Here is a 25,013-nt window from a genome sequence, read left to right on the forward strand (position 1 = left end):
GGTACGGGCCGCGCCGGTATGGGGTGGGGGTGGGGATCAGTAGGGGCGCCGGATGCGCCGGCGCCACCAGCCGACGGCGGTGCCGAGGAGCAGGATCCCGGCGGCGCCCGAGGCCGCCGACGCGGCGATCAGCACGGTGTTGTCGGAGCCGCCGGCGGAGGACCCGGCCGGCTGCAGGGCGTCACCCAGCTGGCTGCGCACGTCCGTGCCCGCCGTCGTGCCCTTGGCGAGCGGGCCGCGCGAGCCGGAGGTGGGCTCGGCGACGTACGGGAAGTACTTCTCGAAGCCCTTGTCGTTCTTGTCCACCGCGTCACCCAAGTCGTTCTTCGAGCCGACCAGTTCGCCCTCGACGACCTGCAACGCCTCGTCGATCACGTCGTCGGTGAGCCGGCGCCCGTTCGGGAAGCCCGCGTTGTCGCCGTCGAGGACGCCGAGACGCTTGGGGTGCATGGCCGGCTTGATGGAGGTGTTCAGGCGCAGCTCCTCCGAAGCGCGCACGTTCGGGGGCTGGTTGAGTCCCTTGACGCCCTTCAGGAAGACGTCGACCAGGTCGTTGCGCGGCTCGCTGGGCGCCTTGATCTTGTAGATCGACTCGATGAGCTTCGGGAGCTCGGGGTTGGTGACGTTCTTCAGGAACTGGGCGTCGTACGCGGGCTGGGAGGCGTTGAACCTGTCCTTGTCCTTCTGCGGGTTGACGACCTCGTTGACCAGCGGGTTGCCCAGGCGCGAGACCTGGGTGTAGTACCCCTGCGCGTTGCGGCGCTGGGTGGTGGACCAGATGCCGACGATCGGCTGCCCGGACGACTCGCGGATCAGGTCGTTGGGCACCTGCAGGGCGATGGTGTTGACGTTGTAGCCCTTGAGGGTGTCCCGGCCGACCTCGCTGAGGTTGCCGCCGTACAGCAGGTCGAAGACGCGCAGGTCCGCGAAGAACGGGTCGTCCGCCTGCCCGGCGAAGGTCGCGGCACCCCCCGGCGTCTTGTAGACGGCCTGCGCGCGCAGCTTGCCGTAGTCCGGCATGGACGCCTTGCCGACGTCGGAGGGGGCCACCGGCACGTTGTCCGCGAGCCGCGTTCTCGACATCACGTGGTCGTTCTTGAGCTTGAGCAGATCGATGTCGTACGTCTGCGTGATGTTGAGGTCGGGGTCGTCGAGGCTGGTGACGGGACCGGTGTTGTAGAGGAACGTGTTCCCGTTCTTCGTATGCGTCTTGAAGGTGTAGCGGAACACCAGGTCGTCCCGCGCGTCACCGTTGCTGTCGATGTGCAGGTCGTACTGCGCGTCGTCGGCGAACGTGTAGAAGTTCGGCCCGCCCGCGGGCTCCTCGAACGGGATCCAGTTCGCCACGATCGTCGTGGTGTCGGGCTTGTCCGGGCTCACGAACGCGTACAGGTCGGTGTTGTCGTACTGCGGGGTCCCCGAGATCAGGGGCGCCTCCCGGTGGGAGGAGGCGGAGGCCGCCCCCGGTGCCAGCGCGGCGGCGCCGGCGGCGGTGAGCCCTCCGGCGGCCAGTGCGCCGCAGATGAGCGTGACCACGCCGGTGCGTCCCGTGCCGCTCCTGGAGAAGAGAGGTGTCATGCCGTCCGTCCTCAGTGCCGACTTGCCTTTGACGGACGGGTATACGGAGCGGGAGCGCCGATCGGATTGGTCGGCGGAGAAAAAGTTTTGGGCACCTCATGACCCGCGTTTTCGGCCCGCCGATCCGTATCTCCCGCGGGAGGTGTGCGTTCGTGCGGATGCGTGGAGTGCACGGCAGGGCCGGCTGCGGCCACAGAGAGGGGGCCCGGGCCCGGGCGGACGAGCTGCTGGTGCTCGTCGCGGACGGCGACCAGCGGGCGTTCGAGGAGCTGTACGCACTGGTGTCCGGGCCGGTGTACGGGCTCGTACGGCGGGTGGTGCGCGACCCCGCCCAGTCCGAGGAGGTGGCCCAGGAGGTGCTGCTGGAGACCTGGCGCTCGGCCGCCCGGTACGACCCGGGCCGGGGCAGCGCGCTGTCCTGGATCCTCACCCTCGCCCACCGCCGCGCTGTCGACCGGGTGCGCAGCGCCCGCGCGGCCGGTGAACGCGAGCAGCGCGAGGCCCTGCGGGCCGGGGAGCCCGCGTTCGACCAGGTCGCCGAGGAGGTCGAAGCCGGCATGGAGCGCGAGTGGGTACGCCGCTGTCTGCGCCGGCTCACCGATCTGCAACGCCAGTCCGTGACCCTCGCCTACTACGACGGCTACACCTACCGTGAGGTGGCCGAGCGGCTCTCGCTGCCGCTCGGCACGGTCAAGACGCGGATGCGCGACGGGCTCACCCGGCTCCGCCAGTGCCTGGGAGGCGCCGCATGAGCATCCTCGGCAAGCTGCTGCGCCGCGAGGACCTGCACTCCCTGGCCGCGCCCTACGCGCTCGACGCCCTCGAACCGGGCGAGCGGCGCCGGTTCGAGAAACACCTGCAGGGGTGCGACCGCTGCGCCGGCGAGGTACGGGAGCTGGCGGAGGACGCGGTCCGCCTCGCCTGGTCCACGGCGGCCCACGCGCCCCCCGCGCTGCGCGAGCGGGTGCTGACCGCCGTACGCACCATCCCGCAGGAGCAGGCCCGGACGCCGGCCCAGGAGCGCACACCGCAACTCCCGCCACACGTCTGGGGCGTCCAGCCCCCGCCGGGACGCACCCGTACGCCCCGCCCGCGCCCCCTGTTCGTGCCGCTCGCCACGGCCACCGCGGCGGCCGCCCTCGTCGTCGCCTCGCTCTTCGCCGTGCAGGCCCAGCGCACCCAGGACCGGCTCACCGCGGAGCAGGCCCGGGGACGTGAGATCGCCCACGTTCTGGCCGCGCCCGACGCCCGCGCCACCACCGGCAAGGACGCGCGGGGCCGCGCCATCGGAGTGATCGCTTCCGCCTCGCAGGGCGAAGCCGTCGTCACCCTCAGCGGATACGGCAGCCCGCCCGCCGGCCGCGTCCGTCAGCTCTGGCTCATGCGCCCCCGTGCGCAACCGCGCTCCCTCGGGCTCTTCGCGGGCGACACGCCCTTGGTCGCGAAGGGTCTCGACACCTCCTCGACGTCACTCGCCGTAACCGTCGAGCCTGACGGGGGGTCAGCGCAGCCCACCGGCCAGCCCATTGTCCAACTCACCCTGAAATCGGTCGGATTCGGAGAGTAGTCAACGAAGGATGGTCAACCGCCTTGCAGGGAAGGTGAATCCTGTGGACGCGATACACGCGTGCCCCCCTGGGGCGATAGGGTTACTCTGCCCGGGCCGGGTGGACTCGTACGGGTGGGGAGTGACATGGAGCAGATAACAGTGCGCAGCAGGGCCAGGGTCCCTGCGATCACCTGTGGCAGCAGCGCGACCAGTTCGCGTCTCGACCGTCATCTGTCGGTGCTGGCGGGTCCCGCCGTTCCGCAGCGGGAGACGGCCGAGGCGACCTCGCTGATGCGCGAGCTGACGGCGCGTGACACCGCACAGCAGCGCAGCGACCGGGGCAGGCGGGTCAGCCGCGTCTCCCTCTTCGCACCGCTGCGCCGGCTGCGTCGTTCGCTGTTCGGCGGCCACTGAACAGCCGCTGAGCGGCCATGGAGAGCCGCTGAGCAGCCGCTGAGCGACCGTCGAGCCACCACCGAGCCGCCGCCGACCCGGCCGGGCGGCCCCCGGAACCGCTCCGGGCCGTCGGCGCTCAGGCCACCACACCGTCCCGGCGCATCGCTGCGATCTCGTCGTCCGTCATCCCCACGGCACGCAGCAGCGCCCCGGTGTGCTGCCCCAGCGCGGGCACATCACCCATCCGAGCCTCGTCCCCGCCCGGCAGCGTGATGGGAGGCAGCAGCGCCTGCAACGGCCCGACCGGAGAACCCACCTCACGCCACCGCCCGCGGGCCGCCAGCTGTGGATGCCCGGCGAGTTCGTGCAGGTCACGCAGTCGGGCGCAGGCGATCCCGGCCTTCTCCAGCCGGGCCAGCGCCTCCTCGGCGTCCAGCGCGCCGAGCGCCCCCGCCACCAGTTCGTCCGTCTTCTCCCGGTTCGCGACCCGCGAGGCGTTCGTGGCATACGCCGGATCCGTCCCCAGTTCCGGGCGGCCTATGACCTGTTCGGCCAGCCGCCGCCACTCCCGGTCGTTCTGCACGGACAGCAGCACCCGCCCGCCGTCCGCCGTCGGATAGGCGTCGTAGGGCGCGATGACGGCGTGCGCGAGACCGGTGCGCGCCGGGGGCTCACCTCCATGCATCGCATGGTGCAGCGGATGCCCGAGCCACTCCGCGAGCGCCTCCAGCATCGACACCTCCACCGGCCCGCCCCGCCCGGTCGTCCCGCGCCGGACGAGCGCCGCCAGGACACCCGAGAACGCGTACATGGCCGCCGCGATGTCCGCCGCCGGCACGCCCGCCTTCACCGGCTGCTCCGGCGTCCCGGTCACCGACACGAGCCCCGCCTCGCACTGCACGAGCATGTCGTACGCCCGCTTGTCCGCGTACGGGCCGAAGGAGCCGTACCCGGAGATGTCCACGGCGATCAGCCGCGGATGCGCCGCGCACAGCGTGGCCGCGTCGAGGCCCAGCCGGGCCGCCGCCCCGTGGGCGAGGTTCTGCACGAACACGTCCGCGTCCGCGATCAGCCGCCGTACGACGTCCAGGCCCCGCGGATCCTTCAGATCGAGGGCGAGGGACTCCTTCCCGCGGTTGCACCACACGAAGTGCGAGGCGAGACCGCGGGCCGCCGAGTCGTACCCGCGCGCGAAGTCGCCGCCGTCTACCCGTTCCACCTTGATGACCCGGGCCCCCAGATCGGCGAGCTGCCGGGTCGCGAAGGGTGCGGACACCGCCTGTTCGACGGCGACGACGGTGATGCCCTCCAGGGGCAGGGGCTGGGTGTCCGTGGGCTGTTCCATGACCGGATCATGGCCTGTGACCGGCGGGTCTGTCAGTAGGGCGGCGGCAGCCCGTCACCGCCGCGCGTGTGCGGAGCGGCGCACGGCGAGCGGCAGGAACAGCGCGGTCAGGGCCAGGCTCCAGGCGAGCGCACCGGCGACCGGGTGGGCCACCGGCCAGGCGGAGTCCGGCGGGACCGTGGCGTTGCCGAACAGGTCCCGCAGCGCGGTCGTCACCGCGCTGATCGGGTTCCACTCGGCGAGGGTGCGCAACCAGCCCGGCAGGTTGCCGGTCGGGATGTAGGCGTTCGACAGCAGCGGCAGCACGAAGGAGGAGGCCCCGAGCTGCCCGGCCGCGTCCTCGCTGCGGGTGAGCAGCCCCAGGAAGATCCCGGCGCAGGTGCAGGCGAACCGGAAGAGCAGGAGCAGCCCCACCGCACCGGCCGCGCCGAGCACGGACCCCTCGATCCGCCAGCCCACCGCGAGCCCCACCAGCAGCAGGGGCACAGTCCCGAGGCCGGTCACGACGAGGTCCGCCACCGCCTGTCCCAGCGGTACGGCGGCCCGGCTCACCGGCATCGCGCGGAACCGGTCCGTCACGCCCCGGTGGGTGTCCGCGGCGGCCTGGAACATGCCGGTCATCAGTCCGCCCGCCGCGGTCGCGACCAGCAGCCCCGGCACCAGGAAGGACCGGTACTCGCGGCCGGGCATGGCCAGCGCGCTGCCGAACACATAGCCGAAGAAGAGCAGCATGGTGACCGGCATCATCTGCGTGAGGACCGCCAGTCCCGGACTGTTGCGGACCCGGCGCAGCTGCCGGCCGGTCATCGCCAGGCTGTCGTACGCCAACGCGCTCATGCGGCACGCTCCTTGCTGTCGGGGGATCCCTGGCCGGACTCGCCGGTGAGCCGCAGGAAGACGTCGTCGAGGGTGGGCGGGCGCAGGCTCGCGTCCAGCAGCGGCACGCCCGCCGCGTCGAGGGCGCGGACCAGCCGCGGCAGGGTGAGGGTCGGGTCGGTGCTGACGGCGCCGACGGCGTTGCGCTCGCGGTCGAACACGGGCTCGCTGCCGGTGAGCCGGTCGAGCACGCCGGCCGCCCGCGCCAGCGCCTCCGGGCTCGCGACCACGGCCTGAGCGCGGGACCCGATCAGCGCCTTGAGCTCGGCGGGCGAGCCGGTGTGCGCGACCCGGCCCCGGTCCACCAGGGCGATCTCGTCCGCGAGGTGGTCCGCCTCCTCCAGATACTGGGTGGTCAGCAGCACGGTCGTACCGGCGGCCCGCAGATCGCGCACCGCCTGCCAGACGCGGGCGCGGCTGGCGGGGTCGAGTCCGGTGGTCGGCTCGTCGAGGAACAGCACGTCGGGGCGGCGCACGAGACTCGCCGCGAGGTCCAGCCGGCGCCGCATGCCACCGGAGTAGGTGGAGGCCCTGCGGCCGGCGGCCTCGGTCAGCCCGAAGCGCTCCAGCAGCTCGTCCGCGCGCGCGGCCGGCCCGCGCACCCGGTGCAGCCGGGCGAACAGGCGCAGGTTCTCCCGGCCGGTGAGGTCGCCGTCGACCGAGGCGTACTGCCCGGTCACGCCGATGCGGCGGCGCACCGCGTCCGCGTCCCGGACGAGATCGTGCCCGGCGACCCGCGCCGAGCCGGCGTCCGGCCGCAGCAGTGTGGTCAGCAGCCGTACGGCCGTCGTCTTGCCCGCGCCGTTCGGCCCGAGCAGCCCGCAGACCGAGCCCTCGGCCACGGCCAGATCCAGCCCGCGCAGGGCGTGCACCGTGCCGAAGCGCTTCTCCAGACCCTCACTAAGTACAGCGTACGTAGTAGTCATGCCGCGACCATATCGCACTACGTACGCTGTACGTAACTAGGATGGTGGCCGAGGTGATGATCCATGGCAGTCCGAGGGGCCGTCCCCGAGGTGATCTGGGCGCGCCCCGAGCGCACCGGCCGGGGGCCGAAGCCGGCGTACACCCGCGACGACATCGCGGCGGCCGCCGTCCGGATCGCCGACGCGCGTGGGCTCGACGCGGTGTCCATGCGGCACGTCGCGGCCGAGCTGGGCTGCGGCACGATGTCGCTGTACAACTACGTCCCCCGCAAGGAGGACCTCTACGAGCTCATGGTGGACGCGGTCAGCGCCGAGCAGGTCCCGTGGGAGCCGAGCGGGGATTGGCGGGCCGACATGCTCCGGGTGGCCCGGGAGACGCGCTCGCTGATGCACCGGCATCCCTGGGTTCCGCGGCTGATGTCCCCGGTGTACGGCGTGAGCCCGCACGCGCTGCGGTATCTGGAGCACTGCCTGGCCTGTCTGGACCCGCTGGAGAGTTCGTACGGCACCAAGCTGGAGCTCGTCGCGATGCTGAACGGCGTGGTGACGACGTACGTCCGCAATGAGCTCGACACGGCGGAGCGGGTGCGGGCGCTGCCCTGGTCGGAGGACGAGGAGAACGCGGTCCGGGTCGCGTATCTCGGGCGGCAGGTCGCCTCCGGCGCGTATCCGAGGATGGCGGCGGCGTTCGCGGAGGACGCGGGCCCGATCGATCTGGAGGCGGTGTTCGACCGGGCACTGCGACGGGTGCTCGACGCCTTCGACCCACGCCACGGCACCGGGTGAACCGGGGGCCCGCCGAGCGTGTGAAGTGCCGCTAGAGCAGGGTGAACTGGCCTTCCGGGCCCTCCTCGTGGTGGTCCAGGACGGAGGCGGGGCGGCGGGACGACTCGGGGGCCGGGAGGACGCCCGCCGCCCGGAGGCCGGTCGCCGTGATCGAGGCCGGTACCTTAAACTCTGCGCGCCGGGGCCGCAGTTCGGCCAGCAGGGCCAGGACCGTGATCAGTTCCAGGAGCTCCGACGTCCAGGCCTGCGGCCAGGTGGCCGGGCGGATCGCGGCCAGGGTGCCCGGCTCGGCGAGGGTCGTGCGCGTGGTGAACCAGGACTCCAGGACCCGGACTCCGGCCACCTCGTGGTCCCAGGCCTCCGGTGGGACGGGGGAGATGCGGCCCTCGTCGAGGTGGAGGGTCTCCTCGTCCGCGTCGTAGCGGAGAGTGCCGGGCCGGGGCGGCAGGGGCGCGCGGACGTAGGGGCGGCGGCCGCCCGGCAGCTTGGGGCGTTCGCCGTCGCGGCGCATCAGCCACAGCATCCGGCGGCCCAGTCCGACCCCGGTCGACCACAGGCCGGGGTCGTCGGTGAGCGGGACGGTCAGGTCGGGGCCGGTGGCCGCGAGGATCCAGGCGAGGACATCGACCGGGGCGGGGGTCTCGCCCAGGCGGTCGCCGAGGTGGGCCGTCAGGCCCGGAGCGAGATTCGGTTCGGCGCCTCCGGGGCGGCGGTACAGCGGGCGGACGCGGCCGGTGCGCAGGGTCGGCAGCAGCGAGGTCGCCAGCAGCGGGTCGGCCCCGTCCCCCGTCTCCACCGCGAAGACCTGGTGCGCGTCCGCCACCCGCCACAACTCCGGGCGCGCGGTGTCGATCAGCCGGTGGTCCGGGATCAGCCACTGCTCGTCGAAGGGCGCCGCCAGGACGCGGACCGGCTCGGCGCAGGGGCCCTCGGCGCGGGCCAGCCGCTCGGTACCGGTGGAACAGCCGGGGAGCTGGCCCACCGCCGAGCCGAGGGTGCGGGCCCGGGTCGGCTCGAACAGGGCCTCGCGGTCCGGGCCCTCGGCCTTGAGCAGCGCCTCCCAGCGGGCCTTCAGCGAGCCGGGATCAGGCGCCGTCGGCCAGGCACGGCCCGGCCGCAGCGGTGCGACGGACCACGGCATGAGGTCCGCCAGCAGCGGAGCGTCGTCGTACGTCACGCAGGGCATGGTACGGCCTGGACCGGACCCGGTATCAGGTCGCGTCCAGGGTCACCGTGAACGAGAAACGGTCCCCCCGGTACTGGATCACCGCCACGTCCAGCACCCGCCCGCCACTGTCGTACGTCACCCCCGTGTAGTGCAGGATCGGGCTCAGCAACGGCACCTGGAGCAGCCGGGCGGTCTCCGGGTCGGCCAGCCTCGCCTCCACCGTGTCCGTGATGCGGCTGATGTCCGCCCCGACCACGTCCCGCAGCACCTTCGTCATCGGCCAGCGGACCAGGTCCTCCAGATCGATGCGCTCGGCGAGTTCGGGGCGGATGTGGTTCACCGCGTGGTTGGTGGGCTCGCCGGTCTTCTCGTCGCTGCGCAGGCGGTGGTACGTCATCACCTCCGCGAGGCCCGGGAAGTGCTCGGTGACACCGGCCGGCACCGGTGCCATGCCGTGGTCCAGCAGTTCCGTCGTCATCCCGGACTGCTGGGCCACGATCGCGTCCACCGAGCCCAGCAGCCGGACGGGCGCGCCCCGCCGGACGCCGGGCTCGATGAACGTGCCGCGCCGCCGGTGGCGGCTGATCAGTCCCTCGTCCTCCAGTTCCTTCAGCGCCTGCCGCATGGTGAGCACGCTCACGCCGTAGTGCTCCGCCAGCCGCTCCTCCGTGGGCAGCCGCAGCGGGTCCTCGGGGGAGCGGCCGAGTATCGAGGCGCGCAGCGACTGCGACACCTGGTACCACAGCGGCAGCTTGCGGTTCAGGACGATCGAATCCGGAGCGAAGGAGGTCACTTGGCTATCCGTACCCGTCGATGAACGTCAGGCGCAACAGAGGCGTCATGGGCCTCAGCCACGGAAGTGGCGCTCGAGACCCCGCCACACGTCGTCGTAGCGCCGCTGGAGGTGGTCCGCGCCGGCCGCGTGCGGGGTGAGCGTCACCGGCCAGCGGGTCTCGAACATGAACGCCAGCCCGTCGTCGACCTTCTGCGGCTTCAGCTCGGCCGCGCTCGCCCGGTCGAAGGTCTCCCGGTCCGGGCCGTGCGCCGACATCATGTTGTGCAGCGAGCCGCCGCCGGGCACGAAGCCCTCCGCCTTGGCGTCGTACGCGCCCTCGATCAGGCCCATGTACTCGCTCATCACGTTCCGGTGGAAGTACGGCGGCCGGAAGGTGTCCTCGCCCACCAGCCAGCGCGGGGCGAACACGACGAAGTCGACGCCCGCCAGGCCGGGGGTGTCCGAGGGGGAGGTCAGGACCGTGAAGATGGACGGGTCCGGGTGGTCGTAGGAGATGGTGCCGATCACATTGAAACGGCGCAGGTCATAGACGTACGGCACATGGTTGCCGTGCCAGGCGACCACATCGAGCGGGGAGTGGCCGTAGGTGGCCGTCCAGAGGTTGCCGCAGAACTTGTTCACCACCTCCACCGGGCCGGTCACGTCCTCGTACGCGGCGACCGGAGCCTGGAAGTCCCGTGCGTTCGCGAGGCCGTTGGCGCCGATCGGCCCGAGGTCGGGGAGCTGGAACGGCGCCCCGTAGTTCTCGCACACATAACCCCGGGCCGACTCGTCCAACAGCTCCGCACGGAAGCGCACCCCACGGGGAATCAGCGCCACCTGTGCCGGCTCCACGGCGAGTCGGCCGAACTCGGTGTGCAGCAGCAGACCGCCGCGCTCCGGCACGATCAGCAGTTCGCCGTCGGCGTCGGAGAAGACGCGCTCCATCGAGGCGTTGGCGTGGTACAGGTGCACGGCCATGCCGGTGCGCTGGGTGGCGTCGCCGTTGCCGCCGAGCGTCCACAGGCCGGCCAGGAAGTCGGTGCCCGCCGGCGGCTCGGGCAGCGGGTTCCAGCGCAGCCGGTTGGGGTCGGGCACGGTCTCGGTGAACGGGGCCGTACGGATCGTGCCGTTGTCCGCGCGGGTGAACGCCGGGTGCGCGGCCGAGGGCCGGATCCGGTAGAGCCAGGAGCGGCGGTTGTGCGAGCGCGGCTCGGTGAACGCCGTGCCGCTCAGCTGCTCCGCGTACAGCCCGAGCGGCGCCCGCTGCGGCGAGTTGCGGCCCTCGGGCAGCGCGCCCGGCACCGCTTCCGAGGAGTGTTCGTTGCCGAACCCGGTCAGGTACGACAGTCCCGCGGCGGTCTTCCGCGCGTCCCCGCTCATGCTCGCTCCCTTGCGCTCCCTGATTCCTATGTAACACCGTAGGAATAGCGGGAGGCGGGCGCAAGAGGACCGCGCGTACTCCGCCGGAGGGATGCCGGGGACTGGCCGGAACCAGACTTCAGACGGATCCGGTGGGCCGGAGCGTTGCCCTACGCTCCGGAACATGCCGAGGACGCCGTGGACCCGCAGGACCCTCGCCGCGCTCGCGGCGGGCGTCCTGCTGCCGTTCGGCGCGGCGGCCTGCTCCACCGGGCACGCCCAGGGCGGCACGGTCGCGTCCTCGCCGGTCGGCAAGGTCCTGGACGACACCGACGGGACCGGCCGGCACCTGCGCGAGGTCGGCAAGAAGGACGCGCCGCAGGTTGCGGTCGAGGTGACCCCGGACTCCGGCGGCGGCTGGGACGTCCGGCTGACGTTCCACCGCTTCCGCTGCTCCGCGCCCGGTGCCGGGCCCATGGCGGTCGGCGGGCGCGGGCTCGTGTACCTCTTCGTCGACGGCCGCCGGATCACCCCGCTGCGTTCCCGCGAGTACCACCTGCCCGACGGTCTCGTCCCGCACGGCACCCACCACGTCACCGCCCGCCTGTACGCCGACGACGGCACCGTGTGGGCCGTGCACGGCAAGCCGGTGCAGAGCACCGCCGACATAACGGTGTCCGGAGTGGACACGGCGCCGGCGAAGCCCCCGGCGGGCACGGGAAGCGCGTCGACACAGCCCTCCGCCCACGTGGGTACGGCGTCGACACAGCCTTCGGCCCATGCGGGTACGGCGTCGACACAGCCTTCGGCCCATGCGGGTACGGCGTCGGCGAAGCCCTCGGCCCCCGCGCACACGGCGCCGGCGAAGCCCCCGGCCCGCACGGCTTCCCCGGTCGCAGGGGAATGAGTGCAGCGGCCACTCTTCTTCGTACAGGAGGGCGAGGTTCACCCGGCCCCGGCGGAGAGGCATCATGAAGCCCGTGCCCCACGCGACATCGCTCCGCCGCGCGCCCGTCCAGCGGCGCAGCGCCGAACGCCTGACCAGAATCCTCGACGCCTGCGCCGAACTCCTCGACGAGGTCGGCTACGACGACCTGAGCACCCGTGCCGTCGCCCTGCGCGCCGGCGTGCCCATCGGCTCCGTCTACCGGTTCTTCGGCAACAAGCGGCAGATGGCCGACGCCCTCGCCCAGCGCAACCTGGAGCGGTACACCGAGCGCGTCACCGAGCGGCTGAAGAAGGCGGACAGGGGCGACTGGCGGGCCGCGATGGACGCGGTCCTGGACGAGTACCTGGCCATGAAGCGCACCGCACCCGGCTTCTCCCTGGTCGACTTCGGCAACCAGATACCCGTCGGCACCCGGCACGCCGAGCCCAACACGCGCGTCGCCGACCGCCTCACCGACCTGCTCTCCGGCTACCTCGGCCGGACCCCCGACGAGGACCTGCGCCGGGTGTTCCTGGTCGCCGTGGAGAGCGCGGACACCCTCGTCCAGCTGGCCTTCCGGACCGACCCGCACGGCGACGAGGCGATCATCACCGAGACCCGGGAGCTGCTGCGCGCGTATCTGGGACGCGTGCTCGACTGACGATCACCGGAGAGACCTCCCCTCCGTGCATACCGGTCGGTATGCTCACCTCGAGCCGCTCCGCGCTCACCCGGCACCGCCGCCGACCCCCGGGAGGACACGTGTCCCGCACCGCCCTGCGCATCTGCCCCCTCTGCGAGGCCACCTGCGGGCTGACCCTCACCATCGAGGGCACCCGAGTCACCGGCGCCCGCGGTGACCGCGAGGACGTCTTCAGCAAGGGCTTCATCTGCCCCAAGGGCGCGTCCTTCGGGGCCGTCGACTCCGACCCCGACCGGCTGCGCACCCCGCTCGTGCGCCGGGACGGAGAGCTGCGCGAGGCCACCTGGGAGGAGGCCTTCGACGCGGTCGCCGCAGGGCTCCGCCCGGTCCTGGAGGGGCACGGGCCGAACTCCGTCGGCGTGGTCCTCGGCAACCCCAACGTGCACACCGTGGCCGGTGCCCTCTACCCGCCGGTCCTGCTCGCCGGCCTCGGCACCCGCAGCGTGTTCACCGCCTCCACGGTCGACCAGATGCCCAAGCACGTCTCCAGCGGGCTGCTCTTCGGCGACGCCAACGCCATCCCCGTACCGGACCTGGACCACACCGACCACCTGCTGCTCATCGGCGCCAATCCGCTGGAGTCCAACGGCAGCCTGTGCACCGCCCCCGACTTCCCCGGCAGGCTCAAGGCGCTCAAGGCGCGCGGCGGCCACCTGACCGTGGTGGACCCGCGCCGCACCCGCACCGCCAAGCTCGCCGACCGGCACCTGGCGATCCGCCCCGGCACCGACGCCCTGCTGCTCGCCGCGATGGCGCACACCCTCTTCGCGGAGGACCTGACCGATCTCGCCGGCCTCGCCCCGCACGTCCAAGGCCTCGATGAACTCCGGGACGCGATAGGCGACTTCACTCCCGACGCGGTGGCCGGGGCCTGCGACATCGACGCGGAGACCATCCGCACCCTCGCCCGTGAACTCGCCGCCGCCCCCACCGCCGCCGTCTACGCCCGCATCGGCAGCTGCACCGTCCCGCACGGCACCCTGGCCAGCTGGCTGGTGGACGTCCTCAACATCCTCACCGGCAACCTGGACCGCCCCGGCGGCGCCCTCTTCCCGCAGGCCGCCACCGACAGGACACCCCGGCCGGCCGGACCCGGGCGCGGTTTCGCCCTCGGCCGCTGGCGCTCGCGGGTACGTCAACTTCCCGAGGCCAAGGGAGAGTTGCCGCTCTCCGCGCTCGCCGAGGAGATCGACACCCCCACCGGCGAGGGCGAGCCGGTCCGCGCGCTGATCGTGGTGGCCGCGAACCCCGTGCTGTCCGCGCCCGACGGCGACCGCCTCGACAAGGCCCTGGACTCGCTGGACTTCATGGTCAGCGTCGACCCGTACCTGAACGAGACCTCCCGCCACGCGAACGTCGTGCTGCCCCCGCCCCCGCCCTCGCAGAGCCCGCACCACGACTTCGCCTTCAACACCCTCGCCGTGCGCAACCAGGTCCGCTACAGCCGCCCCGCGGTCCCGCTGGAGCCCGGCCGCATGGCGGAGAGCGAGATCCTCGCCCGGCTGATCCTCGCGGCCACCGGCATGCACGGCACCGACCCGGCCGCCGTCGACGCGATGGTCATCGACCAGACCCTCGGCAAGGCCGTGACGGAGGCCCACTCGCCGGTGTACGGCCGCGACCCGAAGGAACTCGCCGGGCAGCTCACCGGCGAGACCGGCCCCGAGCGCCGCCTGGACATGATGCTGCGTCTCGGCCCGTACGGCGACGGCTTCGGCGTACGGCCCGACGGACTGAGCCTGGCCAGGCTGCTCGCCCACCCGCACGGCATCGACCTCGGCCCGCTGCGCCCGCGCCTGCCGCAGCCGCTGAAGACCCGCAGCGGCACGGTGGAACTGCTGCCCGGGCCGATCGCCGCCGACCTGCCCCGGCTGCGCGAGGCCCTGCGGGAGCGGCCCGCGGGGCTCGTCCTCGTCGGCCGCCGCCATCTGCGCTCCAACAACAGCTGGATGCACAACGTGCCCGCCCTGACCGGCGGCTCCAACCGCTGCACCCTGCACATCCACCCCGAGGACGCGGACCGGCTCGGCCTCCGGGACGGGGCGGACGTACGGGTGAAGGGCGCGGGGGGAGAGGTGGTGGCGCCGGCCGAGGTCACCGACGCCGTACGGCCCGGGGTGGTGAGCCTCCCGCACGGCTGGGGGCACGACCGTCCCGGCACCCGCCTCGGCCACGCCGCAACCGCGCCCGGAGTCAACGTCAACCAGCTCCTCGACGGCAGCCTGCTGGACCCGCTCTCGGGCAACGCTGTCCTGAACGGGATCCCCGTCCACCTCACCCCAAGCCTGTGACCTGGACTTTCGCGCTTATTGCTCACACGTCAACGTCTTGTTAACGCCATTCGACGGGACCTAACGTCATCGCACCGCCGACCCCCAGGTGGGATGTTCAAGGGCGAACGTTAGGTATCCATTCATGCTGACCATCCTCGGCTTCGCCATGATCGCGACCTTCCTGGTCCTGATCATGCTGAAGAAGATGTCGCCGATCGCGGCGCTCGTGCTCATACCCGCGCTGTTCTGCGTGTTCGTGGGCAAGGGCGCCGAGCTCGGCGACTACGTCATCGACGGCGTCACCGGCCTCGCCCCCACCGCGGCGATGCTCATGTTCGCGATCGTCTACTTCGGTGTGATGATCGACGTCGGCCTCTTCGACCCGATCGTGCGGGGCATCCTCAGGTTCTGCAAGGCCGACCCGCTGCGCATCGTCGTCGGTACGGCGGTCCTCGCCGCGATCGTCTCCCTGGACGGCGACGGCTCCACCACCTTCATGATCACCGTCTCGGCGATGTACCCGCTGTACAAGCGCCTGAAGATGTCCCTGGTCGTGATGACCGGCGTGGCCGCCATGGCCAACGGCGTGATGAACACGCTGCCGTGGGGCGGCCCGACCGCCCGTGCCGCGACCGCGCTGAAGGTCGACGCGAGCGATGTCTTCGTGCCGATGATCCCGGCCCTCGCCATGGGCCTGCTGTTCGTCCTCGTCCTCGCCTGCGTCCTCGGCCGCCGCGAGCGCAGGCGGCTCGGCGTGCTCACGCTGGACGCGGTGCTGGTGGAGGAGCCCGCCGAGACCGTTCTCGTGGGCGCCGGCTCCGGCAAGTCGCCCGTGCGGACGGGCGGTTCGGGCTCCGGCACCGGCGCGGGTCTGCCCGAGGGCGAGGGCTTCCAGGGCCTCGACCCGCACCGCCCCACCCTGCGTCCCGGGCTGTACTGGTTCAACGCGCTGCTCACGGTCGCCCTGCTCACCGCGATGATCATGGAGTGGCTGCCGATCCCGGTGCTGTTCCTGCTCGGCGCGGCACTCGCCCTGACCGTCAACTTCCCGCACATGCCCGACCAGAAGGCCCGGATCGCCGCGCACGCCGAGAACGTCCTGAACGTCTCCGGCATGGTCTTCGCCGCCGCCGTCTTCACCGGCGTCCTCCAGGGCACCGGCATGGTCGACCACATGGCCAAGTGGCTGGTCGGCAACATCCCCGCCGGCATGGGCCCGCACATGGCCCTCGTCACCGGCGTGCTGAGCATCCCGCTGACGTACTTCATGTCCAACGACGGCTTCTACTTCGGCATCCTGCCGGTGCTCGCCGAGGCCGGCCACGCGCACGGCGTCTCCTCGCTGGAGATCGCCCGCGCCTCGATCATCGGCCAGCCGCTGCACATGTCCAGCCCGCTCGTGCCCGCCGTCTACGTCCTGGTCGGCATGGCCAAGGTGGAGTTCGGCGACCACACCCGGTTCGTGGTCAAGTGGGCCGCCCTGACATCCCTGGTGGTGCTCGGGGCAGGGATCCTCTTCGGCATCATCTGACACCTCGAGGAGGAAGACCTCATGGCGCCCGGTGGCAACCGCGGCTGGCTGCTCCGCCTCGTCCTCGCCTTCGGCTTCGCGCAGGGGGCGGTGTCGATGGCCCGGCCCGCGGTCTCCTACCGGGCGCTCGCACTGGGCGCGGACGAGCGGGCGGTCGGCGTCATCGCGGGCGTCTACGCCCTGTTGCCCCTCTTCGCCGCCGTACCGCTCGGCCGGCGCACCGACCACGGCCGCTGCGCACCCCTGCTCCCGGCGGGCGTGGTCCTGATCTCCGGCGGCTGCGCGCTCAGCGGACTGGTGAACTCCCTCTGGGCGATGGCCCTGTGGAGCGGGGTGATGGGCCTCGGCCACCTCTGCTTCGTCATCGGCGCCCAGTCGCTGGTCGCCCGGCAGTCCGCGCCGCACGAACAGGACCGCGACTTCGGGCACTTCACCATCGGCGCCTCCCTCGGCCAGCTCATCGGCCCCATCGCCGCGGGCGCGCTGATCGGCGGCCCCGACATGGCGCACAGCAGCGCGCTCGCCCTCGTGGTGGCGGGCGCGGGCGCGGCGGTCGCCTTCACCTCGCTGTGGCGCATCGAGGACCGTACGGCCGTCATGCCCTCCAGGCCGCGGGGCGACCGTGTGCCGGTGGGCCGCATCCTGCGCGCCCGTGGCGTGCCCGCGGGCATGCTGATCAGCCTCTCCGTCCTGTCCGCGACGGACATCCTCACCGCGTATCTCCCGGTGGTCGGCGAACACCGGGCCATCGCCCCCTCGGTGGTCGGCGTCCTGCTCAGCCTCCGCGCCGGCGCCACGATCGCCTGCCGTCTGGTGCTCACCCCGCTGCTCCGGCTGCTCGGCCGCCCCGCCCTGCTCACGCTGACCTGCCTCCTGGCGGCGGTGCTGTGCGCGGGAGTCGCGCTTCCGGTGCCGGTGTGGGCGCTCGGTCCGATGCTCACGGCGCTGGGTTTCTGCCTGGGCGTGGGCCAGCCGCTGTCGATGACGACGGTGGTGCGGGCGGCGCCCGAGGCGGCCCGCTCCACGGCGCTCGCGCTGCGGCTGACCGGCAACCGGCTCGGGCAGGCCGCCGCGCCCGCCGCCGCGGGCCTGGTCGCGGGTGTGGCCGGGGTGGCGGCGCCGTTCGTGATGCTGGGGGCGTTGCTGCTGCTGTCGTCGGCGGTGGCGCTGCGGTCGCCCGAGCGGCCCGAGGGGCGGGTCGGCCCGCCGAGGCGGGGGCGGGCGCGCTCCGGATTGCGCCGGACGAGCGGTCTCTGACGGCCCGCCGGGTGTCGCTTCGTCAGGAAGGGTGTGCATCCAGCACAGTCCAGTCGAAAGAACGATTTGTATGAAAATCGTCTGACTCGGAGGAATGTGCATGTCCACCCAGACCTCACTACGTGCCTTTCGCTCCCGTGCGGGCGCCACTGTCGTTCTCACCGCCCTCGCCGCGGCGGGTGCGTCGTGGGTGGTGGCACCGACCGCGGCGGCCCAAGGGGCGAACGGCGACATCAGAGTGCACAGCGTGGGCAGCGGACGGCCCGGAACGGGGCAGGACGATCCGGTGGTCTGCAAGTTCTACCTCGATGCCGTCAACTTCGACATCCTGCCCAACATCCCCTACATCATCCAGGCGCAGCCCCCGCTGCCCAGCGCCGCCACCGTCACCGGTGTCATCCAGCTCGCCGAGGGCGCCGGACACACCGACGTGATCGGCCTGGCCGACGGGCAGTACAAGCTCACCTGGGTCGCGGCGGGTGCCGTCAAGGAGAAGCTCTTCCGCGTCAACTGCCACGAGCGGCACGACGAACACGGTCCGAACGGGCAGATCGAGGACCACGACCACGACCACGACCGCCACGACCACCGGCAGGACGGGCCGGGCTGGGGCGACAGGGACGACAACGACCCGCCGCGCGGCGGTGTGCACGCGGGCGGCGGCGGGCTCATCGACAAGGCCGCCGCGTACTCGCCCGTGGCCGCCGCGGGTGCCGTGGGCCTGATCGCGGTCGGCGGTGGCGTGTACGCCCGGCGGAACCGCCGGCGGCCTCATGGCGCCGCGTAGCCGCCGCAGACGCAGGCCCTGGTACCGGACCCGCGCCTACCGCCTCACCAGGACGGCACTGCTGGTGACCGTCCTGGTGACGGTGGGGAGCCGGTGCGGCGGCGGCCACCCCGGGCCCGGCCGGGCGGGCGACCCGGACTCGGTGGCGGCCGCCGGCGGAGCCGGCGCGGACGGGGAGGCGTCCTGCGAGCCCCCGCCCGGACCGCCGCCGCACCCGCTGCCCCGGTCCCGGCCGACGTCCTTGCGCATCCCCTTCCTGGGCGTCGACGCACCGGTCACGCCGCTCCGGCTCGACAAGGACCGGCAGCTGGAGACCCCGCCGGTGGACAAGCCCAGGCTGGTCGGCTGGTACGAGGGCGGCCCCACTCCGGGCGAGCCCGGCACCGCGATCGCCGTCGGCCACCGGGACACCACGACCGGCCCGGCCGTCTTCACCGCGCTCGCCCAGATCAAACCCTGCAAACTCATCGAGGTGGAACGCGCCGACGGCCGTACCGCCGTCTACACCGTGGACCGGATGAAGGTCTTCGACAAGGCGGGCTTCCCGGACAAGGAGGTCTACGCCCCGGCCGGACGGCCGGAGCTGCGCGTGCTGACCTGCGGCGGCTTCTACAACCGCCGCACGGGCTACACGAGCAACGTCGTGGTCTTCGCGCACCTGACCGCGACCAGGTGAGGGGACGGGCCGTGCGACGTCTTCCCCCGGCCCGCGACAGTCCGTTAACTTCCGTGACTCACAGGCCCCGTTCGACCCGCGGGGTCTTCGGACCACGGAGCAGCGGCGCTCCGGACAGCCCCCGGGGGCGGCAGGCATGACACGCGCCATCGAACTGCACGACGTGAGCAAGTCCTACACACGCGGCACGCGCGTGGTCGACGGGCTCTCGCTGGACATCGCGCCCGGCGAGTTCCTGGTCCTGCTGGGCCCGTCCGGCTGCGGCAAGTCCACCGTGCTGCGGATGATCGCCGGCCTGGAGGACATCGACGAGGGCGAGCTGCTGCTCGACGGCGAGTACGCCAACCACTGGCAGCCCTCCGAGCGGGGCATGGCCATGGTCTTCCAGAACTTCGCCCTCTATCCGAACATGACCGGCCGCGACAACATCGGCTTCCCGCTGCGCATCGAGGACCCCGGCGCCGACCCCGCCCCGCGCGTCGGCGCCACCGCCCGCATGCTGGGCATCGAGGACCTGCTCGACCGTTTCCCCAGCCAGCTCTCCGGCGGCGAGCGCCAGCGCGTCGCGATGGGCCGGGCGATCGCCCGCCACCCCTCCGCCTTCCTGATGGACGAGCCGCTGTCCAACCTCGACGCCAAGCTGCGCAACCATCTGCGTGCCGAAATATCCCGGCTGACCCGCGAGTTGGGCGTCACCACGGTGTACGTCACCCATGACCAGGCCGAGGCGATGTCCCTCGGCGACCGGGTCGCCGTGCTGCGCGGGGGAGTGCTCCAGCAGGTCGGCACCCCGCGCCAGGTCTACGCACTGCCCCGCAACGTCTTCACCGCCGCCTTCATCGGCACCCCGCGCATCAACCTGCTGCGCGGCCTGGTCCGCGCCCCGCTGGACGGCGCCATGACCATCAGCCTGGGCAAGCAAGCCCTGCGGCTGCCCGAACCGCTCTGTCTGGACCACCAGTTGCTGCGGGTGCAGCAGGGCCGCGAGGTGATCGTGGGGCTGCGCTCGGAGGCCGTGCGCATCGCCAGGCACAGCTCCGCCCGGGCGGGGGAGGCGGCGATCACCGGGCTGGTGGAGCACGTGGAGTTCCAGGGGCACGAGATCCTCGTCCACTTCGACACCGGCTCGCGCCCCGCCGTCGTACCCGACCTGGAGGCCCCGCGGCCCGCCGCCCGCCCGGCGCGCCGGCGGCGCAGGGAAGGCCCGACCGTGCTGGACCGGCTGCGGGAGCGGGCCGGTTCGCGGCGCGCCGGACCGGTGGTGGTGCTCGAACACCCCGGGGACACCGGGCCCGAACCCGCGCCCCCGGAGGGCCGGCTCCCCGGCGACCTGGTGGTGCGCACCACCCCGGACCTCCGGCTGCACCACGGCATGCAGGTCCCGCTCCTCGTCGACCTGGCCCATCTCTTCGTCTTCGACCAGCAGGGCGACCGCATCTGCCCGTCCCCCGACCGGCTGCCCGACCTGGACGAGTGAGGTACGGCACCCGCACGAGTGAGGAGCTGCCGCCCCGGCGATGATGTCCTGGTACGTCCGGTGTCGGACCGCGCCCGGCGCCGGAGTGCGTCTGGCGCCGAAAAACTAACGCCGCTAGTTTGTGTGCCGGACCACGCAGACCCGCCGGGAGGAAGCAGCATGAAGGCACACGACGGCCTCTACATCGACGGCGCCTGGCGCCCCGCCGAGAGCACGGATGTCATCGAGGTCGTGAACCCGGCCGACGAGCAGGTCATCGCCCGGGTCCCGGCGGGCGGCGCCCTGGACGTCGACACCGCCGTACGCGCGGCCCGCGCCGCCCTGCCCGCCTGGGCCGCCACGCCCCCGGCCGAGCGCGCCGCACGCCTCACCGCCCTCCGCGACGCCCTCGTGGCCCGCAAGGACGAGATCGCCGAGACGGTCACCGCCGAGCTCGGCGCCCCGCTGCAGTTCTCCCAGGCCGTGCACGCGGCCGTGCCGATCGCCGTCGCCGGCTCCTACGCCGAGCTGGCCGCGACCCACTCCTTCGAGGAGAAGGTCGGCAACTCCACCGTCCTGCACGAGCCCGTGGGCGTGGTCGGCGCGATCACCCCCTGGAACTACCCGCTGCACCAGATCGTCGCCAAGGTCGCCCCGGCGCTCGCCGCGGGCTGCACGATCGTCGTCAAGCCCGCCGAGGACACCCCGCTCACCGCCCAGCTCTTCGCCGAGGCCGTGCACGAGGCGGGCGTACCGGCCGGTGTGTTCAACCTGGTCACCGGCCTCGGCCCGGTCGCCGGGCAGGCCCTCGCCGAGCACCCGGGCGTCGACCTGGTCTCCTTCACCGGCTCCACGGCCGTCGGCCGGCAGATCGGCGCGGTGGCGGGCGCGGCCGTCAAGAAGGTCGCCCTCGAACTCGGCGGCAAGTCCGCCAACGTCATCCTGCCGAGCGCCGACCTCGCCAAGGCGGTGAACGTCGGCGTCGCCAACGTGATGTCCAACTCCGGCCAGACCTGCAGCGCCTGGACCCGCATGCTGGTCCACCGCGACCAGTACGACGAGGCGGTCCAACTGGCCGCCGCGGCCGCCGCCAGGTACGGCGACCGCATCGGCCCGGTCGTCAACGCCAAGCAGCAGCAGCGCGTGCGCGGCTACATCGAGAAGGGCATCGCCGAGGGCGCCCGCCTGGTCGCCGGCGGTCCCGGATCCCCGCGCGAGACGGGCTACTTCGTCAGCCCCACGGTCCTCGCGGACGTCACCCCGGAGATGACCGTCGCCCAGGAGGAGATCTTCGGCCCTGTCCTGTCGATCCTGAGGTACGACGACGAGGAGGACGCCCTGCGCATCGCCAACGGCACGGTGTACGGCCTCGCGGGCGCCGTCTGGGCCGGCGACGAGGCCGAGGCCGTCGCCTTCGCCCGCCGCATGGACACCGGCCAGGTCGACATCAACGGCGGCCGCTTCAACCCCCTCGCCCCCTTCGGCGGCTACAAGCAGTCCGGGGTCGGCCGGGAACTCGGCGCGCACGGACTCACCGAGTACCTCCAGACCAAGTCCCTCCAGTTCTAAGGAAGCACGCGAACCCATGGCCGTACGAGCCGCCGTTCTGCCCGCCATCGGCGCACCCCTGGAGATCACCGGCATCGAGCTGCCCGACCCGGGCCCCGGACAGGTCCGGGTCCGCCTCGCCGCCGCCGGTGTCTGCCACTCCGACCTGTCCCTGTCCAACGGCACCATGCGCGTCCCCGTCCCGGCCGTCCTCGGCCACGAGGGCGCCGGCACGGTCGTGGCCGTCGGCGAGGGCGTCACCCATGTCGGCGGGGGCGACCCCGTCGTCCTCAACTGGGCCCCGTCCTGCGGGAGTTGCCACGCCTGCGCGCTCGGCGAGGTCTGGCTGTGCGCCAACGCCCTGAACGGCGCCGCCGACGTCTACGCCCGCACCACCGACGGCACCGACCTCCACCCCGGCCTGAACGTGGCCGCGTTCGCCGAGGAGACGGTGGTGCCGGCGTCCTGCGTACTGCCCCTCCCGCAGGGCGTGCCGCTGGCGGACGCCGCCCTCCTCGGCTGCGCCGTCCTCACCGGCTACGGCGCCGTCCACCACTCGGCGAAGGTCCGCGCGGGCGAGACGGTCGCCGTCTTCGGCGCGGGCGGGGTAGGCCTCGCCACCCTCCAGTCGGCCCGCATCGCCGGCGCGTCCCGGATCATCGCCGTCGACGTCTCCCCGGAGAAGGAGGAACTGGCCCGCGCGGCCGGCGCCACCGACTACGTCCTCGCCTCCGAGAACACCCCCCGCGAGATCCGCGCCCTCACCGGCAAGCAGGGCGTCGACGTCTCGGTGGAGTGCGTGGGCCGCGCGGTGTCGATCCGCGCCGCCTGGGACTCCACCCGCCGGGGCGGCCGTACGACGGTCGTCGGCATCGGCGGCAAGGACCAGGAGGTCACCTTCAACGCCCTGGAGATCTTCCACTGGGGCCGCACCCTGTCCGGCTGCGTCTACGGCAACACCGACCCGGCCCGCGACATCCCGGTGCTCGCCGAGCACGTGCGGGAAGGCCGCCTCGACCTCTCCGCGCTGGTCACCGAACGCATCGCCCTGGAGGGCATCCCGGCGGCCTTCGAGAACATGCTCGCGGGCAAGGGCGGCCGGGCGCTGGTGGTGTTCTGACGCCCGGTTCCGACGCTCGGTCCGCAAGGCTCAGCGGACCTTCTCGGGTCGCGGCTTCCCACCGGCCGCGACCCGGGACGTGCGGCCGCCGCGAGCCCGGGACCGCGACACCGCCACACCCGCGAGACACAGCACCCCGCCGCCCAGCGTGAGCACGCCCGGCACCTCACCGAGCACCAGCCACGACATCAGCACCACCAGCGCGGGCACGGCGTACGTCGTCGCGCCCATCCGGCTGGCGGTGGTGCGGGCGAGGGCGTAGGCCCAGGTGGTGAAAGCGAGCGCGGTCGGGAACACGCCCAGGTAGACCATGCCCAGGGTGGCCGGCAGGGGCGCGTGCCCGGCCTGGTGCACCAGTTGCCCGGCGAACGGCAGACACGCCACCGCCCCGACCAGACACCCGAAGGTCGTCACCTGCAGGGCGCTCGCCCGTCCCAGGGCCGGCTTCTGCGCGACGACGCCGGCGGCGTACGCCACGGCGGCGAGCAGGCACAGCACCACGCCGAGTACGGAGTTGCGGCCGCCGCCCGACATGGACAGCCCCACGGTCACCGCGCCCGCGAACGACACGGCCATCCCGGCCAGCAGCCGCGGCGGCATCGGATCACCGAGGAGCCGGGCGCCGAGCAGGGCGATCAGCAGCGGGCCGACGTTGACGACCAGGGCGGCGGTACCGGCGTCCACCTGTTGCTCGCCCCAGTTCAGCACGACCATGTAGAAGCCGAACCACAGCACACCGGACAGCAGGATCCCGCGCCAGGCGCCCCTCGGCGGCAGTCCCTCCCGGCGCACGGCCCAGATGACCCCCAGCGCGAGCGCACCCGACGCCAGCCGCCCGAGCGCCAGCGCGCCGGGGGAGTACTCCTGCCCGGCACTCCGGATCGCCACGAAGGCCGACGCCCAGAGGACGACGGTGACGACAGCTGCGCAAGCCGGCAGCAGGTGTGGGCGTGGGGCGGTGTTCATCATGCTCCCGAGGTTAGGTATGCGTGTGTGTCCTGGCTGGCGGATATCGGACAGGACGCCCGGGGCGGAGCTGGGCGGGGGTCGGGTCGCTCACTGGCGCCGGCAAGGTGCCGCTGCGCCCACCCGTGCCGCCCCAGCGGCACGACTGCCCGCAGCGGCGGCGGTGCTTCGAAGGCGCAGGGCACTGCAGTTCCCTCAGGGGCGCGGGGAACTGCGCGAGCAACCACGCACGACCTGCACCCGGCAACGGCCAGAACTCCCCACCCCGGTAGCCGCATTCAGCACAGCTCTTCCCACGAGATACCCAGCAGCGCCGACAACTCCCGCTCCCCCGACGGAGTCACTTTCACGGCCCGCGCGGAGCCGATCCGCACGCACCACCCCGCCTCCAGCGCATGCCGGCACAACGCGGCCCCCGCCGCCCCCGCGAGATGGGGCCGCCGCTCGGTCCAGTCCAGGCACGCCCGGGCCAGCGGCCGCCGACTCGCCACGTCAAGGGCAATCCCCGCCGAGGCGAACCACCTCAGCCCCGCGTCCGTGAGCGCGAACCCGGTGTCCTGCCGCAGCAGCCCCCGCAGGGTCAGCGCATCGGTGACCGCGATCCCGAGCCGCCCCGCGAGATGGTCGTAACAGGTACGGCCCCGGGCCATGGCCGACCCGGCACTCGACTCACGCAGGGTGCGGGGAGCCCGCCGTACAGCCGCCGGAGGCACCTGCGCCGCCAGGTCCTCGACCAGCTGCGCCACATGCGCGTCGGCCAGCCGTACGTACCGGTGCCGCCCCTGCCGTTCCTCCGCGAGCAGGCCCCCGGCCACCAGCTTGCCCAGATGCCCGCTGAGCGTCGACGCGGCGACCCCCGCGTGCCGGGCCAGCTCACCGGCCGTCCAGGCCCGCCCGTCGAGCAGCGCCAGCAGACACGCGGCACGGGTCTCGTCGGCGATCAGGGAGGCGAGCGCGGCCAGGCCGGCGGCCTGCGGGTCCTTGGCGGTCATACCGCCCAGCATGCG

23 protein-coding genes are annotated in these 25,013 nt (G+C 72.9%); 14 read left to right on the plus strand and 9 right to left on the minus strand.

Features of this window, described 5'->3' with window-relative positions; translation table 11 throughout:
* Nucleotides 1-36: 36 nt before the first annotated feature.
* Complete coding sequence (locus ABB07_RS30450) at nt 37-1,578, minus strand: DUF4331 domain-containing protein (protein WP_208901724.1); 1,542 nt, start codon at nt 1,576-1,578, stop codon at nt 37-39.
* Between the two features lie 158 nt (nt 1,579-1,736).
* Between ABB07_RS30450 and ABB07_RS30455 the strand changes: the two genes are divergently transcribed.
* From ABB07_RS30455 to ABB07_RS30465, 3 genes are all read left to right on the plus strand, one after another.
* Nucleotides 1,737-2,330, plus strand: a complete 594-nt coding sequence (locus ABB07_RS30455) for a sigma-70 family RNA polymerase sigma factor (protein ID WP_208903683.1) — start codon at nt 1,737-1,739, stop codon at nt 2,328-2,330.
* Nucleotides 2,327-3,145: an anti-sigma factor gene (locus ABB07_RS30460; RefSeq protein ID WP_208901725.1), complete on the plus strand. Its 819-nt coding sequence runs from the start codon at nt 2,327-2,329 to the stop codon at nt 3,143-3,145. The genes ABB07_RS30455 and ABB07_RS30460 overlap by 4 nt, the downstream gene beginning before the upstream one ends.
* Nucleotides 3,146-3,271: 126 nt before the next feature.
* On the plus strand, nt 3,272-3,541 hold the full coding sequence (locus tag ABB07_RS30465) for a hypothetical protein (RefSeq protein ID WP_055705789.1): 270 nt from the start codon (nt 3,272-3,274) through the stop codon (nt 3,539-3,541).
* A 118-nt stretch (nt 3,542-3,659) separates the two neighbouring features.
* Here ABB07_RS30465 and ABB07_RS30470 read toward each other — a convergent pair whose 3' ends face one another.
* From ABB07_RS30470 to ABB07_RS30480, 3 genes are read right to left on the minus strand one after another with little or no spacing between them, the layout of a single operon-like run.
* Nucleotides 3,660-4,868 carry a CaiB/BaiF CoA transferase family protein gene (locus ABB07_RS30470; RefSeq protein WP_208901726.1) on the minus strand — a complete coding sequence of 403 codons (1,209 nt, stop codon included), beginning with the start codon at nt 4,866-4,868 and terminating at the stop codon, nt 3,660-3,662.
* Nucleotides 4,869-4,922: 54 nt separating this feature from the next.
* Complete coding sequence (locus ABB07_RS30475; protein WP_208901727.1) at nt 4,923-5,705, minus strand: ABC transporter permease; 783 nt, start codon at nt 5,703-5,705, stop codon at nt 4,923-4,925.
* Complete coding sequence (locus ABB07_RS30480) at nt 5,702-6,670, minus strand: ATP-binding cassette domain-containing protein (RefSeq protein ID WP_208901728.1); 969 nt, start codon at nt 6,668-6,670, stop codon at nt 5,702-5,704. The genes ABB07_RS30475 and ABB07_RS30480 overlap by 4 nt, the downstream gene beginning before the upstream one ends.
* Before the next feature lie 63 nt (nt 6,671-6,733).
* On the opposite strand from ABB07_RS30480, the gene ABB07_RS30485 reads away from it, so the two are divergent.
* The gene (locus ABB07_RS30485; RefSeq protein WP_208901729.1) at nt 6,734-7,456 is read left to right on the plus strand and encodes a TetR/AcrR family transcriptional regulator; all 723 of its coding nucleotides are present in this window, start codon (nt 6,734-6,736) and stop codon (nt 7,454-7,456) included.
* 31 nt (nt 7,457-7,487) lie between these two features.
* On the opposite strand, the gene ABB07_RS30490 is transcribed toward ABB07_RS30485, so the two are convergent.
* The 3 genes from ABB07_RS30490 to hmgA are packed head-to-tail and all read right to left on the minus strand — an operon-like array spanning nt 7,488 to nt 10,782.
* On the minus strand, nt 7,488-8,642 hold the full coding sequence (locus ABB07_RS30490; RefSeq protein ID WP_208901730.1) for a type ISP restriction/modification enzyme: 1,155 nt from the start codon (nt 8,640-8,642) through the stop codon (nt 7,488-7,490).
* A 25-nt stretch (nt 8,643-8,667) separates the two neighbouring features.
* On the minus strand, nt 8,668-9,417 hold the full coding sequence (locus ABB07_RS30495; protein WP_208901731.1) for a GntR family transcriptional regulator: 750 nt from the start codon (nt 9,415-9,417) through the stop codon (nt 8,668-8,670).
* Between the two features lie 54 nt (nt 9,418-9,471).
* A complete protein-coding gene (gene hmgA, locus ABB07_RS30500) occupies nt 9,472-10,782 on the minus strand; it encodes a homogentisate 1,2-dioxygenase (RefSeq protein ID WP_208901732.1) in 1,311 nt (436 codons plus the stop codon).
* A 163-nt stretch (nt 10,783-10,945) separates the two neighbouring features.
* On the opposite strand from hmgA, the gene ABB07_RS30505 reads away from it, so the two are divergent.
* The 10 genes from ABB07_RS30505 (at nt 10,946) to ABB07_RS30550 (ending at nt 23,040) form a co-directional block, all read left to right on the plus strand.
* Nucleotides 10,946-11,668: a hypothetical protein gene (locus ABB07_RS30505; RefSeq protein ID WP_244189564.1), complete on the plus strand. Its 723-nt coding sequence runs from the start codon at nt 10,946-10,948 to the stop codon at nt 11,666-11,668.
* A gap of 64 nt (nt 11,669-11,732) precedes the next feature.
* The gene (locus tag ABB07_RS30510; RefSeq protein WP_208901733.1) at nt 11,733-12,350 is read left to right on the plus strand and encodes a TetR/AcrR family transcriptional regulator; all 618 of its coding nucleotides are present in this window, start codon (nt 11,733-11,735) and stop codon (nt 12,348-12,350) included.
* A 101-nt stretch (nt 12,351-12,451) separates the two neighbouring features.
* The gene (locus ABB07_RS30515; RefSeq protein ID WP_208901734.1) at nt 12,452-14,683 is read left to right on the plus strand and encodes a molybdopterin oxidoreductase family protein; all 2,232 of its coding nucleotides are present in this window, start codon (nt 12,452-12,454) and stop codon (nt 14,681-14,683) included.
* A 124-nt stretch (nt 14,684-14,807) separates the two neighbouring features.
* Nucleotides 14,808-16,196, plus strand: a complete 1,389-nt coding sequence (locus ABB07_RS30520) for a CitMHS family transporter (protein WP_208901735.1) — start codon at nt 14,808-14,810, stop codon at nt 16,194-16,196.
* Nucleotides 16,197-16,217: 21 nt separating this feature from the next.
* Nucleotides 16,218-17,453, plus strand: a complete 1,236-nt coding sequence (locus ABB07_RS30525; protein WP_208901736.1) for an MFS transporter — start codon at nt 16,218-16,220, stop codon at nt 17,451-17,453.
* 100 nt (nt 17,454-17,553) lie between these two features.
* On the plus strand, nt 17,554-18,240 hold the full coding sequence (locus tag ABB07_RS30530; RefSeq protein WP_208901737.1) for a hypothetical protein: 687 nt from the start codon (nt 17,554-17,556) through the stop codon (nt 18,238-18,240).
* Entirely contained in the window at nt 18,227-18,916 is a 690-nt protein-coding gene (locus ABB07_RS30535) for a class F sortase (RefSeq protein WP_208901738.1), read from the plus strand. Before ABB07_RS30530 ends, ABB07_RS30535 begins: the two co-directional genes overlap by 14 nt.
* 136 nt (nt 18,917-19,052) lie before the next feature.
* On the plus strand, nt 19,053-20,393 hold the full coding sequence (locus ABB07_RS30540; protein ID WP_208901739.1) for an ABC transporter ATP-binding protein: 1,341 nt from the start codon (nt 19,053-19,055) through the stop codon (nt 20,391-20,393).
* A 159-nt stretch (nt 20,394-20,552) separates the two neighbouring features.
* Nucleotides 20,553-21,941, plus strand: a complete 1,389-nt coding sequence (locus ABB07_RS30545) for an aldehyde dehydrogenase family protein (protein WP_208901740.1) — start codon at nt 20,553-20,555, stop codon at nt 21,939-21,941.
* Nucleotides 21,942-21,957: 16 nt separating this feature from the next.
* Complete coding sequence (locus tag ABB07_RS30550; protein ID WP_208901741.1) at nt 21,958-23,040, plus strand: Zn-dependent alcohol dehydrogenase; 1,083 nt, start codon at nt 21,958-21,960, stop codon at nt 23,038-23,040.
* 30 nt (nt 23,041-23,070) lie between these two features.
* Here the strand turns inward: ABB07_RS30550 and ABB07_RS30555 are convergent, their stop codons facing one another.
* Together ABB07_RS30555 and ABB07_RS30560 are read right to left on the minus strand one after the other, a co-directional pair.
* Nucleotides 23,071-24,009 carry a DMT family transporter gene (locus ABB07_RS30555; RefSeq protein WP_425264773.1) on the minus strand — a complete coding sequence of 313 codons (939 nt, stop codon included), beginning with the start codon at nt 24,007-24,009 and terminating at the stop codon, nt 23,071-23,073.
* Between the two features lie 275 nt (nt 24,010-24,284).
* Nucleotides 24,285-24,998 (minus strand): ArsR/SmtB family transcription factor, encoded by a 714-nt coding sequence (locus ABB07_RS30560; RefSeq protein WP_208901742.1) that lies wholly within the window; start codon nt 24,996-24,998, stop codon nt 24,285-24,287.
* Nucleotides 24,999-25,013 lie beyond the last annotated feature (15 nt).

The organism is Streptomyces incarnatus, from assembly GCF_001027185.1.
Classification (GTDB): Bacteria; Actinomycetota; Actinomycetes; order Streptomycetales; family Streptomycetaceae; genus Streptomyces; species Streptomyces puniciscabiei.